Below are 18699 nucleotides of genomic sequence, written 5' to 3'. Positions count from 1 at the left end.
AGTGAGAACACTTCGAAATCTATTTTCCTTATACTTAATCATTAACGATACAAAAACAGCATTATCATTATACCATTTCAAAATACGAATAACAACCGTTATCCTTATTCTACCCCTTGAAGTTTATAAACCCGTGCCTCATAAGGCCGCAAGGAGATTTGGTGGAAATCCTCTTCCACAGGAACGTCGTAATTGGCGATCAACAGTTCCTTGTTTTGAAAACGGATTTGTTCATCCAGCTTGAATTCGGCCGGTTGTTCATAGAAGTTGAGGATGACCAGTAATTGCACATCGCCCAAAGTCCGCGTATAAGCATAAATCTGTTCATTGCTTTCATTGATGATAGCGTAGTCGCCGTAAACGATAACGTCATGTTTTTTACGCAGCTCGATCAGCTTCTTATAATAGTGGAAAACAGAGTTGGGATTCTTCAGCGCATTTTCCGCATTGATCTCTTTGTAGTTCGGATTAACGGCGAGCCAAGGCGTCCCGGTGGTGAACCCAGCCTGAACCTCCCCGTTCCACTGCATCGGCGTTCTGGCATTGTCGCGCCCTTTCGTATAGATCGATTCCATGATCTCGGAGTCGTCATGTCCTCTCTTTTGATAGTCTTTGTACATGTTAAGCGTCTCGATGTCCTTGTATTCTTCGATCGTTTTAAAGCGTACGTTGGTCATGCCGATCTCTTCGCCTTGATAAATGTACGGTGTGCCTTGAAGCGTGTGTAGCAGCGTGCCCAGCATTTTGGCCGACACATTGTGATGTTCTCCGTCATGACCGAATCTCGACAATTGGCGAGGCTGGTCGTGATTGTTCAAATAGATGCTGTTCCATGCTTTGCCTTGCAGCTCGGTCTGCCATTTGCTCACGATCTCCTTGAATTTCGTCAGCTTCCACGGCGTCACTTCCCACTTGCCGGTCGGCCCCGAGTCGATGCCCATCAGCTCGAACTGGAACACCATGTTCAGCTCGTTTCCGTCGCTGCCGGCGAACAGCGCCGCATCTTCAGGCGTCACGTCGACCGTCTCCCCGACCGTCATAATGTCGTATTTGGACAGCACTTCCCGGTTCATTTCCTGCAAAAACTCATGCACGCGCGGGCCATTGATGTAATGCTCGCCACAGCCCGATCCGTCCGAGCTGTCCGGCAATCCCGGCACCTTGGAAATGACGTTGATGACGTCCATCCGGAATCCGTCGATGCCTTTATCCAGCCACCAGGTCATCATATCGTACACTTCTTGGCGTACCTTTGGGTTCTCCCAGTTCAAATCCGGTTGCTTCGTTGAGAAAAGATGGAGGTAGTATTCGCCCGTTTGCTCATCATACTTCCAGGCCGGGCCACTGAAGAAGGAGCCCCAATCATTCGGTTCCTTGCCGTCTTTGCCCGGGCGCCAAATATAGTAATCGCGGTACTCGTTATCTTTCGATTTGCGGGACTCGACGAACCAGGCATGCTCGTCGGAGCTATGGTTGACGACCAGGTCCATGATCAGCTTCATGCCCCGCTCATGCAAGCCGGCGAGCAGTTCTTCCCAGTCCGCCATGGTCCCGAACTCGTGCATGATCCCCCTGTAATTGCTGATATCGTACCCATTGTCGTCGTTCGGCGACTCATAAACCGGGCACAACCACACTACGTCCACGCCGAGCGTTTTCAGGTAGTCCAGCTTTGAAATAATCCCCTGGAGATCCCCGATCCCGTCTCCATTGCTATCCATAAAACTGCGCGGATAAATTTGATACACGACGCTCTCTTTCCACCACTTTTTGTCCATATTGGCTCCTCCTCAAAATTGTTGGCTTGAATTTATTGGCCTGCATTAATTTGGTTTCTCTTGGTCTGCATTGGTTGCCTGCATTGGTTGCCTTGCCTTAATTGAGTGACCTGCCTGTATTGGTTGCCTTGCCTTAATTAAGTGACCTGCCTGTATTGGGTTTGTTTGGTCGGTTTGTATTGGTTGGCTTAATCTGTAATTGGCTTGCCTGTGACCAGAATTTACTCTGAATCCAGACTGCTCAAGGAGCCTTTATGCTCCTTATTATTACCCTTCTGCAGACCATTTTTATTGATAGGAAAGCTCTCATTTTAACGTGAACGTAAACGTTTACGTAACACTTACACTTACATATTTATTCAACTAATTTACTTTTTTCGTGAATCCTGATGCGCCACAAGCTAACTGTTTGTTCGAGAAGCTTGGGTGCCGCCACCAACTTTCTTTTTTGCAGGCACTTGCCCAATAGCGATCTTTTGGGTCCCTATTTCATCCTTTTGCGCTTAACGAGGAAAATAGGATCTTTTAAGGACGCTAATTGAGGAAATACAGCGGAATCTTCCCCAATTGAGTATATTTCCAAGAAATAAGACCCAAAACGTCCTTATTTCTCCCTTTTCATCTTGCATCGACCAAATAAGGCCCTATTTGGCCGCTATTTGAGTGAGCGAGCGAAAGAAAAAGTTGCAGCAGCAGGCTGCGGCTTCATGCCGCCCCCATGTTAAAGCGAGCGCTGCTTGACCGTTTGCCGCTCGATCACCCGGTGCGGGACGATTTCGCTGAACGCCGTCTCCCCGTTATCCAGCATCGCAATCAGCTTCTCCGACGCCAGCCGGCCCATCTCCTGAAGCGGCTGGGCGACCGTCGTAAGCGGCGGATTGCTCATCTCCGCCAGCTTCAGGTTGTCGTAACCGATGACCGACAACCGCCCCGGCACGGCTATGCCCAGCTTAGCCGCCATAGAGATGACGGCGATCGCCATCTCGTCCCCGGCGGCGAACACCGCCGTCACCTCGGGCGCGGCCGTAAGCAGCCGCTCCGCGGCCCGGCATCCGCCTTCGAAGGTGAAGCCGCCGTCCAGCACATGGTCCTCCCGAAGCGGGAGACCATGATCCCGCAGCGCTTGGCGGAAGCCCTCGTATCGCGGCCGTCCCGCGATCAGGTCGCTTTCGCCGCCGCCGATCATAGCGATCTCCCGGTGCCCCCGGCGGATCAGATAGCAGGCGGCATCATACGCCGCCTTCCGGTCATCAACTTTGACGTAAGGAGCCCCGTCAAACTCCGACTGCGTCGCCACGAGCACGAGAGGCACATCCATAGCCTGAACGGCCTCATAGTATTCCGGCTCCAATACGCCGCTGGAAAAAATAATCCCGTCCACCCGTTTCTCCCGCAGCACCTGCAAGTATTTCATCGTCCGTTTCCCGTCTTCCGCCGTATTGCAGACGATGATGCTATAATTGTGATTCTGCGCTACATCTTCGATCCCGTGCAAAATTTCGGATGAGAACGAACTGGACACGCTGGGAAACAGCACACCGATGGTTTGCGTTCGTTTGTTAACAAGACCGCGTGCAATTGCATTAGGCTGGTATCCCAACTCCTTCACCGCTTGTTCCACTTTGCGCTTCGTTTCCTCCGAATAACCCGGCAGGTTATTCAGAACACGGGATACCGTCGCCACCGACACGCCGGCGTGCTTGGCCACGTCCTTAATTGTTGAGCTCATCGACATATCTTCTCCAATTCATGCTTCATTTCATCTACTTGGAATCACGACGTAAACGTTTACTTATTGATAAGTTTACTATAATTAACTCCTTCTGTCGATCATCCCCACACTGCCACAAGCACCTTCATTTTCATTAAAGTGACCATAATCACATAAAATAAATTCCTTTTGAATATATCATTGATAATGATAATTATTATCATTTATTCTTTGTTTACAATGGTACAGAGTGGGGAGTTGCTAAATCAGCTTCTCGTCTCAGGCTACAGAATGCTGATTGGTCTTGGGCTCAGAATGGCCCAGGAATCGCAGCGGGCTTGTTAGGGTGAATAGCAAAGGAGGATATCTTAATGAATACATTGAACAAAGATTACACGAAAATGCCTGGACATTGGGTATTGGCCAGTCTCGGCAAAAAGGTACTCCGCCCCGGAGGCATCGGCCTGACTCGAAAAATGCTGGAGCATTTGAATATCCACGACACGGATCAAGTCATTGAATTTGCCCCCGGTCTCGGAATAACCGCCAGGATGACGTTAAGCCGAAGCCCGCACAGTTATATTGCAATTGAACAAAACGAGCAGGCTGCCCAAACCGTCCAATCCTATCTGTCCGGAGATCGCCGCAGTGTCATTATCGGTAATGTAGAGCAAGTCCCGCTTCCTGACCGGTCTGCGACCGTCGTATACGGTGAAGCTATGCTAACCATGCAAGCACCTGTCCAAAAGGAGAGGATCATCCAGGAGGCGGCAAGGTTACTAAAGCCGGGTGGACGGTACGGGATTCACGAAATGAGCCTAGCTCCGGGCGATATAGACCCTGCGCTGCGAAAGCAGGTATGCAAGGACCTCGCCCAGGTCATTCGTGTCAATGTCGCACCGCTGACAGCAGGGGAATGGATGCAGTTACTGGAGAATAACGGGTTCAACGTCCTTTCCGTCCAGACGGCGCCGATGCATCTGCTTCATTTCGGGCGCCTGGTCCAAGATGAAGGATGGCGCGGAGTTGCCAAAATGGTAAGGAATCTCCTCAAGAACAGAACCGCCTTGAAGCGCGTCCTTCAAATGCGGCGCCAATTCGTCAAACATGCTTCCCAACTACAGGCTATCAGCATCGTGGCTGAATATGCTCCTGCGATTAATATTAACCATTAACCATATTAAACTGAAATAGAGTAAGAGATGGAGACTCACCACCTCTTACTCTAATAAATAAGATCTATAAATTTTTACACGAATAGCTTGAAGAGCTACCTATCCTACTGTCCAATAATATTCTGAATTTCATTTTCCATTGATGATAATAAATCCTTTATATTAGCATCATTATTTATTGCTTCCCATAGTTTTTGATTAGCGATTTTAAATATCTTCTGATCTTGCTCAGCGCTTAGGGGATTATTCGGAGTATCCGATGGCGCTATGTTATAAAACGACTCCCAATTCTTATCAATATGGTTATTGTATCCTTGCCTTGACAGGAGGACGGAATAATCATCACCCATCTGGTATGTGTTCGCAAACTCCGGACCATTAATATACTGAATAAACTTCCAACTTTGCTCTAATTTGCTTGAACCAGAGTAAATTCCAAATAATTCATTTGGCATAATTGCTGAAGCACTTTTGGTGTAGGCTGGATCGACTGGTGCGGTGACCATGTCCCACTCAAAATCTGCCTTAAATAAATCTTCCATTAAATATGAATAGTCAACAGTCATAGCGATTTTCCCGAATATAAACGGAAAATCCTCGGGACTGTCTTCAATTTGGTTAATATTTTCACGTGTTTTCAAAGAACCAGTTTTAATCCCTTCCAGAAGAGGACTCAAGATATTCTCCCAACTTGAGGTATTAATTGTCGCTTTCCCCCCCTTTGGATCCACATAACGAACTCCTTGGGATGAGGCCATGTCAACTGCCATATCAAACAAATTCTTATCGTAAAACAACCCTACAATATCACTTTTATTTTGAGCATAATTCGTTATCATTGAAGCTGATTTAAAAACATCTCCCCAGCTCATCTGATCAACTGGATAATCCAAACCATATTGATCGAATAACGTTTTGTTATAGAATAGCGCCTTTCCCGAAAAAGTTGGAGTTAGAGCATAAATTTCACCTTGTCCCTTTAAGCGCAAATAATCCAGTAGGTGGGGATTTATTTCTTCCATTTTAAAATCGCTTGATTTATTAAGATATAGATCAAGACTTACTAACAATCCTTCAGAAATGATGGCATCAAAAAAGGATTCTTCCACATATATTAAATCCGGCTGCTCGGACTTAATTAATTGTTTAAGTATATCTTCACTTAACCCTTCTTTATAATATTCAGATAATGGTATGACCTCGAAATCAATATTAGGGAATTTTGTATGAAAGACATTTCCGTATTTTGTCATAAACTCATCCGTATCAAAGTAGAGAACTTTGAGTGTTATGTTGCTTTCCTCTGGCCTATACTTACATCCCGATTGCATCAAAATAATGACTACAAGGAGCAAAATCCATCTTTTCATATCCTGTATTCTCCTCAATATGTTTTTATATTAAGATGCATTTTAAGATAAAGTAATGGAGTAAATATAATTCTCTACTATTATACAATTATTCCCTTTTAAAATCTTTGTATGTTGTTTGTATTTATGCCATATTGATTTCTGAAATATGCCCACCTACCCACCTTTTGCATGTATACCTCCTTGTATTCTTATAAAAAAAAACCCATCCGAAATTGCTTCGGATGGGTCTTTTTGCATGTTTATCTTAACGTTTCAGGTTGTAGAAAGATTTCAAGCCGTTGTACTGAGCCAGTTCGCCCAGTTGGTCCTCGATGCGGAGCAATTGGTTGTACTTCGCAATACGGTCGGTACGGGAAGGAGCACCGGTTTTGATTTGGCCGGCATTGGTAGCAACCGCGATGTCAGCGATGGTGCTATCTTCGGATTCACCGGAACGGTGGGAGATAACCGCTGTGTAGCCTGCGCATTTTGCCATTTCGATCGCGTCGAAGGTTTCAGTGAGCGTACCGATTTGGTTCACTTTGATCAGAATCGAGTTACCGATGCCGTCATTGATGCCTTTTTCAAGACGCTCTGTGTTAGTTACGAACAAGTCGTCGCCAACGAGTTGGATTTTGTTGCCCAATTTTTCAGTGAGCAATTTCCAACCTTCCCAGTCGTCTTCGGAGCAGCCGTCTTCGATCGTGATGATCGGATATTTGTCAACCCAAGAAGACAAGAGGTCAACGAATTCAGCAGGCGTAAAGGATTTGCCTTCGCCTTCAAGATGGTATTTGCCGTCTTTGAAGAATTCAGTGGAGGCTACGTCCATACCCAGGAATACGTCAACGCCTGGTTTGTAGCCGGCTTTTTCAATGGCTTCCATGATCGAAGCCAAAGCGTCTTCGTTGGAAGAGAAGTTAGGAGCAAAGCCACCTTCGTCGCCAACGGCTGTGTTCAAGCCTTTAGCTTTCAGAACGGATTTCAGGTTGTGGAAAATTTCTGCGCCTGTGCGAAGAGCTTCTTTGAATGTAGGAGCGCCTACAGGCAATACCATGAACTCTTGTACGTCAACGTTGTTGTCGGCATGTGCGCCGCCGTTTACGATGTTCATCATTGGAACTGGCAGTTGTTTAGCATTGAATCCGCCGAGGTAAACATACAGCGGCAGGTCCAGAGCGTCAGCGGCAGCGCGGGCTACAGCCATCGAAACAGCCAGGATCGCATTTGCGCCGAGTTTGCCTTTGTTATGTGTTCCGTCCAAAGCAATCATCAATTTGTCGATGCCGAGTTGATCAAGCGCGTCCATACCGATTACTTCCGGAGCGATGATTTCGTTTACGTTCTCAACGGCTTTCAACACACCTTTGCCGAGGTAACGGGATTTGTCGTCGTCGCGAAGCTCAACAGCTTCGTGAGCGCCTGTGGAAGCACCGGAAGGAACGATAGCGCGTCCGATGGCGCCGGACTCCAGGTAAACTTCAACTTCTACTGTAGGGTTGCCGCGGGAGTCAAGGACTTCGCGAGCGTATACGTCAGAAATAATAGTCATTGGTATATTCTCCTTTTAGTTGGTTGATGTTCAAAAATTCATTCTATGCTCCTAGGTTAGCCTAAAATGATGTTTTTGAACTCAAGTAGGTTTAGTATTTCTTACTTTTATTTATCGCTTAAGCCTTGCGGCTGGCGATCATCGATTGGCCCGTCATTTCCGCCGGTTGCGGCAGCCCCATCAGATCAAGGAGCGTTGGAGCCACGTCAGCCAGAATGCCGCTTTCACGCAAAATGACGTTCTCGTCGGTTACGATAAACGGAACCGGATTCGTCGTATGTGCCGTGAACGGACGGCCGTTTTCGTCAAATACCATATCCGCATTGCCATGGTCGGCGATGATGATGACTACGCCGCCTTTAGCTCTAACCGCGTCTACGACTTTACCAACGCATTCGTCGGTCACTTCGACCGCTTTCTTCGTTGGCTCCAGCATACCGGAGTGGCCGACCATGTCCGGATTGGCGAAGTTCAAAATGATCGCATCATGCTTGTCGGCTTCAATTTCCTTCACGCAGGCTTCAGCCACTTCATAAGCGCTCATTTCCGGCTGCAAGTCATAGGTAGCAACCTTCGGCGAGTTGATCAGGATACGCGTTTCGCCCGGAAGCTCCACATCGCGTCCGCCGCTGAAGAAGAACGTTACGTGCGGATACTTTTCGGTTTCCGCGATGCGCAGTTGCTTCTTGCCTTGCTGTACCAGCACTTCACCAAACGTGTTGTCCAGGTTCTTCGGCGAGTAAGCTACGTAACCTTCCACGGTTTCCGCAAACAGCGTCAGGCAGACGAAGTGCAGATCCTTCGGAAATTTCGGTCCGCGGTCAAAGCCTTGGAAGTCCTTGTTCGTAAACACGTTGGACAGCTGAATCGCACGGTCCGGACGGAAGTTCAGGAACACGACGGAGTCGCCGGATTCCACCAACGCGATCGGTTGGTCATGTCCATCCACGATGACTGTCGGCATTACAAACTCGTCAAATACCGATTTCTCGTACGATTCCGTTACGGCCGTAACCGGATCGGTATATTGCGGGCCTTCCCCGTATACCATCGCACGGTACGATTTTTCGACGCGTTCCCAGCGTTTGTCACGGTCCATGGCATAGTAGCGGCCTTGAACCGTAGCGATTTTGCCTACGCCTACTTCTTCGATCTTCGCAATCAGACGCTCGATGAAGCCTTTCGCGCTGTCCGGAGCTACGTCCCGCCCGTCCAGGAAAGCATGGATATACACTTCGTGCATATCTTCCTTCTTGGCCAGGTCGAGCATCGCGAACAGGTGGTCAATATGGCTGTGTACGCCGCCATCGGAGAGAAGGCCATACAGGTGCAGCTTCTTGCCACTTGCCTTCGCGCTGCGAACGGCAGCAACCAGGGTTTCGTTTTGGAAGAACTCACCTTCGCGGATCGACTTGGAAATACGGGTCAAATCCTGATAAACAATCCGTCCGGCGCCGATGTTCAAGTGGCCCACTTCGGAATTACCCATTTGACCTTCAGGCAAACCTACGGCTTCGCCGCAAGCGGTCAGGGTCGTATTCGGATACTGCTTCAGGTAACGGTCATAGTTAGGCTTGTTTGCCTGAGCAACCGCATTCCCCTCTACCGTATTCCGAAGTCCGAAGCCGTCCATGATGATCAGTGCTACTGGTTTTGGAGTGGACATCTTACTTTGCCCCCTCAACCAATTGAATATAGGAAGCCGGCTGCAGACTGGCGCCGCCCACGAGCGCGCCGTCGATATCGCTTTGGCCCATATATTCCTTCACATTTTCAGGTTTTACGCTGCCGCCGTATTGAATGCGGATCTTGTCCGCCACTTCCGCGCCATACAGGTCTTTCACCAGACTGCGGATGTAAGAGATCACTTCATTGGCATCTTCAGAAGTGGAAGATTTGCCCGTGCCGATCGCCCAGATCGGTTCGTAAGCAATAACAACTTGTGCGGCTTGCTCTGCGGACAATCCCTTCAGAGCCGCTTCGGTTTGTACCTTCACGACGTCCTTGGTTTGGCCTGCTTCGCGCTCTTCCAGTTTCTCGCCGACGCACGGGATTGGAGTCAATCCGTGTTTGAATGCGGCAAGCACTTTCTTGTTGACAATCTCGTCGGTTTCAGCAAAATAAGCGCGACGCTCGGAATGCCCGATAATGACATAATCAACGCCCAACTCTTTCAGCATTCCCCCGCTGATTTCACCGGTGAATGCACCTTCATCTTCAAAGTGCAGGTTTTGGGCGCCGATTTTGATCGACGTACCTTTGGCGGCTTCCACCAAAGCTGGAAGATTGGTAAATGGAGCACAGATCACGCTCTCCACGCCTTCTACTTCCGCTTTCCCTTTGATGTCTACGAAGAAAGCTTTTGCTTCGGAAACAGTTTTGAACATCTTCCAGTTCCCGGCAATAATAGGTGTTCTCATTTGTGGCTCAACTCCTTCTATCTAGAAGTAAAACTTTCATTAAAGCTAATCTTATTTATCGTTCAGAGCCACAACGCCTGGAAGCGCCTTGCCTTCCATGAATTCCAGAGAAGCGCCGCCGCCCGTGGAGATGTGGTCCATTTGGTCAGCCAGTTTGAATTTCTCTGCTGCCGCTGCGGAATCACCGCCGCCAATAATAGTGTAGCCTTCTGTTGTAGCACAAGCTTCAGCCACTTCTTTGGTGCCGTTCGCGAAAATATCGATTTCGAATACGCCCATCGGTCCGTTCCAAACGACCAGTTTGGAATTTTTGATGATATCGGCATAGATAGCACGGGATTTAGGCCCGATGTCCACGCCTTCCCAATCGGCTGGAATGCTATCGATGTCGACTTCTTTATAGTTAGCATCCGCACTGAAATCGTCAGCGATGACTACGTCAACCGGCAATACGAAGTTCTTGCCGAGCTTTTTCGCCTTTTCGATGAAGCCGAGAGCTACATCCAGTTTGCTGTCATCCAGCAAGGATTGGCCGATTTCATGGCCTTGAGCTTTGAAGAAGGTATACGCCAGGCCTCCGCCGATCAATACGTTGTCGGCAATGTTCAACAGATTGTCGATGACATCGATTTTGTCTTTAACCTTGGAACCGCCGATGATAGCCGTGAAAGGACGGTCCGGATTCGACAAAGCTTTGCCGAGTACGGACAATTCTTTTTCCATCAAAAGACCGGATACAGCCGGCAAATGGTGTGCAATGCCTTCTGTGGAAGCATGCGCACGGTGAGCGGCGCCGAAGGCGTCGTTGACGAACAGATCAGCAAGTTCTGCAAATTGCTTAGCAAGCTCGGAATCGTTCTTTTCTTCGCCCGGATAGAAACGGACGTTTTCAAGCACGAGCACGTCGCCATTGTTCATAGCGTCTACTTTCGCTTTAACCGCTTCGCCAATCGCTTCGTCGGCTTTAGCTACTTCTTTGCCGAGCAGTTCGCCCAGGCGTTTAGCCGGCAACGTCAAACGCATATCCTCGTTCACTTGGCCCTTCGGACGTCCAAGGTGGCTCGCCAAAATGACTTTCGCACCGTTTTCGATCAAATACTTAATCGTTGGCAGCGTTTCGCGAATCCGGGTGTCATCGGTAATTTGACCGTCTTGCATCGGTACATTGAAATCTACGCGGACAAACACACGTTTGCCGGTTACTTCCACATCACGTACACTCTTCTTATTCATCTCCACGTTCCTCCTATAGGTATGCGCGGCGCCCATTCCGGGCCAAAGCACAGACAGGCTGCGCAATTCCAACTACGACTCTCGATTTCTCTCCTAAGCGGTACTGCTTCTCTATTTATTTTCATATAAAAAACGGTGTGTGTGTGAATGTCGAATTACTTATAAAACCATGAACCAAAGAGGAGACCTTCATGAAGGTTACTCCTCTTTGGAATGTTATCAAGGAAAAACGGAATTACTTAACTTTTTTTGCGAAGAATTCCAAAGTACGAACCAATTGAGCGGTGTAGGACATTTCGTTGTCATACCAAGCAACGGTTTTAACGAGTTGTTTGTCGCCAACAGTCAGGACTTTAGTTTGAGTAGCATCGAACAGGGAACCGAAAGTCATACCTTTGATATCCGAAGATACGATTTCGTCTTCTGTGTAGCCATAAGTTTCTGGATCGGAAGCAGCTTTCATCGCTTCGTTTACTTCAGCTGCAGTAACTTTCTTGTCAAGAACGGTTACGAGCTCAGTCAGGGAACCTGTTGCTACTGGAACGCGTTGAGCCGCGCCGTCCAATTTGCCTTGCAGTTCCGGAATAACCAGACCGATAGCTTTTGCAGCACCAGTTGTGTTAGGGATGATGTTCTCAGCAGCTGCACGGGCACGACGGAAGTCACCTTTAGCATGAGGAGCATCCAGCGTGTTTTGGTCGCCGGTGTAAGCATGGATCGTAGTCATCAAGCCTTCGATGATGCCGAATTTGTCTTGAAGCACTTTAGCCATAGGAGCCAAGCAGTTAGTAGTACAAGAAGCACCGGAAATTACGGTTTCAGTACCGTCAAGGATTTCATGGTTTACGTTGTAAACGACAGTTTTCATGTCGCCTGTAGCAGGAGCGGAAATAACAACTTTCTTAGCTCCGCCTTTCAGGTGAAGTTCAGCTTTTTCTTTAGTAGTAAAGAAGCCTGTGCACTCCAGCACGATGTCTACGCCAAGCTCGCCCCAAGGCAATTCTTCAGGGTTGCGGTTAGCCAGTACTTTAACTTCTTTGCCGTTAACTTTGAAGAAGCCGTCATGAACTTCAACTTCGCCGTCGAATTTGCCTTGCGTTGTATCATATTTCAACAAATGAGCCAACATTTTAGCGTCTGTCAGGTCATTGATTGCTACTACTTCGATGCCTTCCACATTTTGAATACGACGGAAAGCCAAGCGTCCGATACGTCCGAAACCGTTAATACCAACTTTTACACTCATGAATAGATCCTCCCAGTGTTCGTTTTTTTTATTATTCAAGACAGGCTGAATAACCCGCCATGAGTAAACCATTTGATTATGAATCTGTTAAGTAACAGGCTATTCCGTTCTGCGGCGCTCGCTTCGCTCAATCTCCTCCACGATCTCTTCCGCCGCCGCCTCATCCGTAACCAGAATATCTTCTTGTCCGAATTGCAGCACCGCATGAATCGCCTTCGCCTTGCTCTTGCCGCCCGCGATTCCGATAACGGTGTCCGTCCTCATGATGTCTTCCAGCCGGAGACCCAGGGTCAGCATTTTGTGAACTACGACGCCTTCTTGATTAAAATAGTACCCGAATGATTCCGCCAAGGCGCCCTCTTTCTGCAGTTCCCGTACCATTGAATCTTCCAGCTTGCGGCGCCGCGCCATCTCCATAGCATCACCGATTCCATGAATGATAATCCGCGCCTCGCGGATCATCTCGACGATATCGTGGATGTTCGGATCCCCTACGAGCGACTCGTACGCTTCTTTGCCTAGCAGATCGGGTACATGCAGCAATCGATAGCCTGCTCCAACCCGTTTCGCCATACCTGAAGCAATCGTATTGGCCTGTATTTCCAAGCTCTCCCCTAGTCCGCCCCGCGCCGGTACAAACCAGCATTGCTTCAGCGACAAGTTCGCCGGGGGACTGAGCTGTTCCGCAACCTCGGCTATCGTAGATCCGCCTGTAACGGCAACTACGTCCTGGCTGCTCATGGCGCCAAGCAGCGCTTTCGCACCTGCCCGGCCCAGTTCCTTCTTGGCCAGCGGGGAAATCTCGCTGTCGCCGGGAACGATCACAACTTTGCGAAGACCGAACGCCTTTCGAATCTTCTCTTCCAGATTGGACAATCCGAAGATCTCCTTCACTACCGGCTCCATGCCCTCCAGCAGTTTTCTGCCCGAATCGCTGATTCTCATGCCTATATTCTCGATTTCAATCAGGCCCTGAGCCTTCAGGAGATCCGTCTCGGCCCGCAACACTCGTTCCGTCATGTTCAGCGATACCGCAAGTGTTCTGCGGCCAATCACATCCGACAACAAGATCTGGTGAAGAATGGTATACCTTTTCTTGAGAATTTCCATGAGATCAGGAAGAAGCTGCTTTTGCATTTCCAAAATAGTTCGCATGCTTTCCACTCCTGCAAGCTTCGTCTTCTCTCTCCTTCTCCTTGGTCCTAAAATGTCCCGGGTAAACTTTTTAAGTCCCACTGATATTTTAACCAATTTCTGTGCCTGTTGCAAGCCTGACGTCCGTATAATTTACATTCCGCTTTCTATCTATACATGCCGCTTCTCCCAGCGGTTAAATCAACATAAAAAGGCCCCTGCTTGATGTAACGGGCGAACTATCCGTCCATCCTCAGCAAAAGGAGACCTTTTCAACTGTACCGCATTCAGTTCTATATAAAATGATCTATCTACGATCAACTGGTTCGGATCAACACGGATATATGCATCTTTAGACTCCAAACGGAAGCTTAACAGCTCGGCTCCCCGCAGTTTCAAAGCAACATTTCCCGCCTCCTCCCCATCATTAAACAGAACGACCGCTAACGAATCATCTTTATGTTTGCTCACCCTTGTTGATCTTTACATGGCTCGAACCTCGAACAACAAGCTCACCCTGCAGCTTTTGGGACCTGCCCCGTTCCTTCTTCTGGATCATGGCGACCAGGTGGCCGATCGTCAGGACGGCTTGCCTTGAGATCTGGTTTCTTACCGTCGTAAGCGGCGGCGCGAAGTACTGGGCGATATCGATATCATCGAAGCCCACGACGCTGATGTCCATCGGCACTTCGAATCCGTGCGCTTTTAAAGCCCTGATGCAACCGATCGCACTAAGGTCATTCCCGGCCAGAAAAGCGTCCGGCACTTTGCCGGAATGATTATGAAGAAAAGATTTCACAGCATTATAAGTTCCCTCTTCTTCAAAATAGCCTCGCAATACATACTCCTCGTCCACCGGAAGCTGATGCTCCCGCAAGGCGGCCAAATATCCGTCTCTACGCTGCACGCTGTCATATGTCGTATCTACGCCGGAAATGTACGCTATTTTTTTATGCCCGAGGCTGATTAAGTATTTCGTCGCTTCGTAACCGGAAACAAAGGAATCGAAAGTCACGCTGCCCATCGTCTCGTTGTGATAGATCCGATCCAGAAAAACCGCCTTGATCTTTTCATTTTCCATAGCGGCTATGTCATGCTCGTCGATCTTTAGCTCTTCATAAATAATGACGCCATCTACACGCCTGCCTAGAATGTTGTTCATGATCACTTGTTTGTCTTTCGTGACGAACACATTGAGCCCGTACCCCAAGCGGTCGCATTCGCGGGCCATGGTCTCCACCAAAGTGTAGAAATACGGGCCCGATACGCAGGTTGTGAAAAAACCCAGCATTTTGGTCCTCCCGGACTTCAACAGCTTGCCGTTCAGATTAGGTACATAATTTAACCGCTTAGCCACGTTAAGCACATGCAATTTTGTCTCAGGAGCCAGGACGTCCACATCGTTTAACGCATTCGAAACCGTAGATATGGAGACGCCCGCCTCTCTTGCAACGTCCTTGATTGTAACCTTTGCCATTCCCATTCGCCCTTCATTATTGAAACGTTTTTATAGCCTCAAATTAGCATAATGGCGTTTTCAGTTCAATGCTTTTATTTAACGGATTCTCCGGTTTGAAACTGGTCAACTTTTTTTAGCAACTTCCTTGCTTTTTATCCCTGGATGTCATATAATCATTTTTGCTACGCTAAATGAATGTACTGTTTTGCGCCCGTGGTCCAATGGATATGACGTAGGCCTCCGGAGCCTGAGATCGAGGTTCGATTCCTCGCGGGCGCGCCATTATCACCTATAAACAGGTCTTTGTTATCATACGATTTACCTCATACCCTGACCTATGGGTTTTTTTATTGCACTGAGTTTGACTTTCTTTGACTTTCTGTTTGAAATTGTTTATGATGAGGTTAATATTCATCGATTCCGTCAATTCTGAAATTGATTGAACCGATTCAATAAAATGGATTGATCCCAAATAAGGAGGTTTTATCGGTGAGTTATATTCCTATGGTCGTTGAACAAAGTAACCGCGGAGAACGCGCTTATGACATTTACTCCAGACTGCTGAAGGACCGCATCATTTTTCTGGGTTCCCAGGTCAATGACGTCGTTGCTAACGCTATTATCGCGCAAATGCTGTTTCTGGACGCGGAAGAGCCGGGAAAAGACATCCATCTCTACATCAACAGCCCAGGCGGTTCCATTACGGCCGGTATGGCCATTTTCGATACGATGCAATTCATTAAGTCCGACGTTTCCACGATTTGCGTGGGCCTCGCGGCTTCCATGGGCGCATTCCTGCTGAATGCCGGCGCCCCAGGCAAACGCTTTGCGTTGCCGAACAGTGAAATCATGATTCATCAGCCGCTCGGCGGAGCCGAAGGCCAGGCTACGGATATCGAAATCCGTGCCCGCCGCATTCTTAAGCTGCGCGACAAGCTGAACAAGATTTTGGCCGAACGCACTGGACAGCCGCTGGAACGGATCGAGAAGGATACCGACCGCGACTACTTCATGAGCGCTGCCGAAGCGAAAGACTATGGCCTGATCGATCGCGTCATCGAAAAAGTGACACCGCAAGGCATTTAATTTTAATTACGGAATTAAATCAAGGACTGCTCCAACGGGATTTCCATTCCCAGGGGCAGTCTTTTTTATATGCCTATCGGATTAGGATATCTGTCGGAGTCCCTCCAAAAATCATCCGGACTAACCTCGGATCACCGCGTAGCTTTGCCGGTCTGGCTTGCTTTTCGGGGAGTTCGGTGAAAGAATATGAACAGATAAATTAGCCACCCATCAATGAAGGAGTGAACAAAGATGAGCCATTTAGAGAGACAAAAATTGACCGAGGTCAGCCGCACTCTGGCCGAGGTGGCCACCGGAACGAAAAAGGCCGACCTGGTGATAAAAAACGGAACGCTCGTCAATGTATACACCGGACGGTTGCAGGCGCATACAGACGTGGCCGTCGCCGCGGGCCGGATCGCCTATGTCGGCGACGCCGATCATACGATCGGCGAAAATACGGTAGTGTTGGATGCCAAGGGACGGTTCATCGCGCCGGGCTTGCTGGACGGCCACATGCATGTGGAGAGCACGATGCTGTCCGTAACCGAGTTCGCCAAAGCCGCTTTGGCGAAAGGGACGACCGGTGTATTCATGGATCCCCATGAGATCGCCAATGTGTTCGGCGCGGAAGGCGTGCGCTGGATGCACGAGGAAGGTCGGGAACTGCCGCTAAAGGTATATACGACTTTCCCTTCCTGCGTTCCCGCCACGGACGATCTGGAGGATGCCGGAGCCGACCTGAACGTAGCCGACATCGAGGATGGAATGACCTGGGAAGGGGTCGAGGGGCTTGGCGAGGTAATGAACTTTCCCGGGGTCGTGTACGGTGACTCCAAAATGAGCGGGGAAATCGCCGCGACGATCAAGGCCGGAAAGGCGGTCACCGGCCACTTTCCGAGTGAGGATGAGCCTATGCTGCAAGCGTATATCGCCTCCGGCGTGACGTCCTGCCATGAGACGGTCACGCGCGAGCAGGGCCTTCTCAAGCTGCAGCTCGGCATGCATCTGATGATCCGCGAAGGCTCGGCCTGGCATGATGTGAAGGAAGTGATCAAGGTCGTGACGGAAGATCACGTCTATCCGGGCAACATCATGCTAGTGACGGACGACGTGTATCCGCAGACCCTGATTGAGAAGGGTCATATGAACCACGTCGTGCGCCGTGCGATCGAGGAAGGCGTGGAGCCGGTAACGGCGATTCAGATGGCGACGATTAACACGGCCCGGTATTTCCGGGTCGACGGCGACGTCGGCGGCATCTCGCCTGGCAAATGCGCCGATCTGCTGCTGATCGACAGCCTGAAGGACATGGTGCCGTCCACCGTCATCACGGATGGCAACGTGGTGTTCGACGGCGGCCGGCTGCAGAAGGCCTTCCCGGCCTATGCCTATCCGGACGGCGCACGGCAGTCGGTGCATTTGGCGCGACCGCTGGAGGCGCGCGATTTTGCGCTGGCGAGTTGCCGAGGGGGATCCGGTTCCGGTTCCGGTTCCGTCGCCGAGACGGAAGTGAACGTGATCCGGGCGATCGAGAACAGCGCCCGGACGGCGCGCGGCACCGCCACGCTTGCCGTTGAGGCCGGCTTTATCCTGCCGAGCCTGGAGCAGGATGTGCTTACGCTGGCCTGCATTGAGCGCCATCACGGCACGGGGCAGATCTCTCTGGCCTTCGCGCAAGGCTTCGGCCTGCAGCGCGGGGCGGTCGCCTCGACCGTAGCGCATGACAGTCATAACCTTCTGGTCATGGGCACCAACCCGGAGGACATGGCCTTCGCCGCCAACGAGCTGGCAAAGCTGGGCGGCGGCATGATTGCCGTGCTGGACGGACAGGTGCTGGCGTCCGTGCCGATGATCATCGCCGGGCTGATGTCCGACCAGCCGCTCGATGTCGTCGTGAAGGAAGTTCAGGCGCTGGGAAGCGTGGAAGGCGCTCGGTTGCACACTGAACGCGCCGTTCATGACGTTCTCGTTGATCGCCCTGCCGGTCATCCCCGAACTGCGCATCACCAATCGAGGCTTGGCGGATGTCGACCAATTCAAGCTGATCCCGGTTGAGATCGGGGAATAAGAATTTATAGCAGCATAGCAAATGGCAAAATGACATTCCAAGTAGCGTTTGCTCATGCCATCTGGCTACAAATTGATGCAAAAATACAGTTTTTATAAGCATAATGGACTGTATTAGAGGAAAATACTGCAAAAGTGCATCATTTGCCAAGGCAATTGGATCAAATCCTGCTTAAACAATGAAAAATGATGTACTTTTGCACCAATTCAGCTCATTCGGCCATCTGTACAAGTAAATTGATGTATTTTTGCAGTATTTGTGTATGTGGCGTAGTCACTACAGTCAACCTAGCTCATTAGAGACATCCAAAAAAACAAAGCCTGCCAAATTGGCAGGCTTTGTAAGTCACAGATTTGTTACGCCGAGTGTCGACGGTAAATGGACTGTTACTGGGAATAGCCAGATTGATTGTAGCCGGTAGTCGGTCGGGGTGTTTAGCTAGTTGTTACTGTTGCGCATGTTATTGCATTAGTTACTGGTGGTACTGGTGTTAGTGGTTTTGT

12 protein-coding genes, 1 tRNA gene and 1 pseudogene are annotated in these 18699 nt (G+C 49.4%); 4 read left to right on the top strand and 10 right to left on the bottom strand.

Going from position 1 to position 18699, the window contains the following annotated elements:
* Positions 1–104: 104 nt before the first annotated feature.
* Entirely contained in the window at positions 105–1778 is a 1674-nt protein-coding gene (locus tag DFP94_RS15690) for a glycoside hydrolase family 13 protein (protein WP_114497410.1), read from the bottom strand.
* A gap of 721 nt (positions 1779–2499) precedes the next feature.
* Positions 2500–3507, bottom strand: coding sequence for a LacI family DNA-binding transcriptional regulator (locus tag DFP94_RS15685; protein WP_114497409.1), 1008 nt, complete (start codon positions 3505–3507; stop codon positions 2500–2502).
* 353 nt (positions 3508–3860) lie between these two features.
* Here DFP94_RS15685 and DFP94_RS15680 point away from each other — a divergent pair, with 353 nt between their 5' ends.
* Entirely contained in the window at positions 3861–4664 is an 804-nt protein-coding gene (locus DFP94_RS15680; protein WP_114497408.1) for a class I SAM-dependent methyltransferase, read from the top strand.
* A gap of 104 nt (positions 4665–4768) precedes the next feature.
* Here DFP94_RS15680 and DFP94_RS15675 read toward each other — a convergent pair whose 3' ends face one another.
* From DFP94_RS15675 to DFP94_RS15635, 8 genes are all read right to left on the bottom strand, one after another.
* Entirely contained in the window at positions 4769–6034 is a 1266-nt protein-coding gene (locus DFP94_RS15675) for an ABC transporter substrate-binding protein (RefSeq protein ID WP_114497407.1), read from the bottom strand.
* 247 nt (positions 6035–6281) lie between these two features.
* On the bottom strand, positions 6282–7568 hold the full coding sequence (eno, locus tag DFP94_RS15670) for a phosphopyruvate hydratase (protein WP_114497406.1): 1287 nt from the start codon (positions 7566–7568) through the stop codon (positions 6282–6284).
* A 118-nt stretch (positions 7569–7686) separates the two neighbouring features.
* Positions 7687–9234, bottom strand: a complete 1548-nt coding sequence (gene gpmI / locus DFP94_RS15665) for a 2,3-bisphosphoglycerate-independent phosphoglycerate mutase (protein WP_114497405.1) — start codon at positions 9232–9234, stop codon at positions 7687–7689.
* A 1-nt stretch (position 9235) separates the two neighbouring features.
* A complete protein-coding gene (tpiA, locus tag DFP94_RS15660; protein ID WP_114497404.1) occupies positions 9236–9988 on the bottom strand; it encodes a triose-phosphate isomerase in 753 nt (250 codons plus the stop codon).
* 51 nt (positions 9989–10039) lie between these two features.
* Positions 10040–11221 (bottom strand): phosphoglycerate kinase, encoded by a 1182-nt coding sequence (locus DFP94_RS15655; RefSeq protein WP_114497403.1) that lies wholly within the window; start codon positions 11219–11221, stop codon positions 10040–10042.
* Between the two features lie 235 nt (positions 11222–11456).
* Positions 11457–12467: a type I glyceraldehyde-3-phosphate dehydrogenase gene (gap, locus tag DFP94_RS15650; RefSeq protein WP_114497402.1), complete on the bottom strand. Its 1011-nt coding sequence runs from the start codon at positions 12465–12467 to the stop codon at positions 11457–11459.
* A gap of 99 nt (positions 12468–12566) precedes the next feature.
* Positions 12567–13622, bottom strand: coding sequence for a sugar-binding transcriptional regulator (locus tag DFP94_RS15645; RefSeq protein WP_114497401.1), 1056 nt, complete (start codon positions 13620–13622; stop codon positions 12567–12569).
* Positions 13623–14058: 436 nt separating this feature from the next.
* Entirely contained in the window at positions 14059–15078 is a 1020-nt protein-coding gene (locus DFP94_RS15635) for a LacI family DNA-binding transcriptional regulator (RefSeq protein WP_114497399.1), read from the bottom strand.
* Positions 15079–15267: 189 nt separating this feature from the next.
* On the opposite strand from DFP94_RS15635, the gene DFP94_RS15630 reads away from it, so the two are divergent.
* The 3 genes and pseudogenes from DFP94_RS15630 (at position 15268) to ade (ending at position 18196) form a co-directional block, all read left to right on the top strand.
* Positions 15268–15342 (top strand) — tRNA-Arg (locus DFP94_RS15630).
* Between the two features lie 207 nt (positions 15343–15549).
* Positions 15550–16146 carry an ATP-dependent Clp endopeptidase proteolytic subunit ClpP gene (clpP, locus tag DFP94_RS15625; protein WP_114497398.1) on the top strand — a complete coding sequence of 199 codons (597 nt, stop codon included), beginning with the start codon at positions 15550–15552 and terminating at the stop codon, positions 16144–16146.
* Between the two features lie 231 nt (positions 16147–16377).
* Positions 16378–18196: pseudogene (ade, locus tag DFP94_RS15620) on the top strand (adenine deaminase).
* The last annotated feature ends 503 nt before the right edge of the window (positions 18197–18699 follow it).

The organism is Fontibacillus phaseoli (assembly GCF_003337355.1).
GTDB classification, from domain to species: Bacteria; Bacillota; Bacilli; order Paenibacillales; family Paenibacillaceae; genus Fontibacillus; species Fontibacillus phaseoli.
Note: the sequence above shows the minus strand (reverse complement) of the source record. Positions and strands in the feature narration are given on the sequence as shown.

Coding starts and splice junctions, on each gene's coding strand:
- DFP94_RS15690 (WP_114497410.1), bottom strand. CDS start 1,778: ATGGACAAAAAGTGGTGGAAAGAGAGCGTCGTGTATCAAATTTATCCG.
- DFP94_RS15685 (WP_114497409.1), bottom strand. CDS start 3,507: ATGAGCTCAACAATTAAGGACGTGGCCAAGCACGCCGGCGTGTCGGTG.
- DFP94_RS15680 (WP_114497408.1), top strand. CDS start 3,861: ATGAATACATTGAACAAAGATTACACGAAAATGCCTGGACATTGGGTA.
- DFP94_RS15675 (WP_114497407.1), bottom strand. CDS start 6,034: ATGAAAAGATGGATTTTGCTCCTTGTAGTCATTATTTTGATGCAATCG.
- eno (WP_114497406.1), bottom strand. CDS start 7,568: ATGACTATTATTTCTGACGTATACGCTCGCGAAGTCCTTGACTCCCGC.
- gpmI (WP_114497405.1), bottom strand. CDS start 9,234: ATGTCCACTCCAAAACCAGTAGCACTGATCATCATGGACGGCTTCGGA.
- tpiA (WP_114497404.1), bottom strand. CDS start 9,988: ATGAGAACACCTATTATTGCCGGGAACTGGAAGATGTTCAAAACTGTT.
- DFP94_RS15655 (WP_114497403.1), bottom strand. CDS start 11,221: ATGAATAAGAAGAGTGTACGTGATGTGGAAGTAACCGGCAAACGTGTG.
- gap (WP_114497402.1), bottom strand. CDS start 12,467: ATGAGTGTAAAAGTTGGTATTAACGGTTTCGGACGTATCGGACGCTTG.
- DFP94_RS15645 (WP_114497401.1), bottom strand. CDS start 13,622: ATGCGAACTATTTTGGAAATGCAAAAGCAGCTTCTTCCTGATCTCATG.
- DFP94_RS15635 (WP_114497399.1), bottom strand. CDS start 15,078: ATGGCAAAGGTTACAATCAAGGACGTTGCAAGAGAGGCGGGCGTCTCC.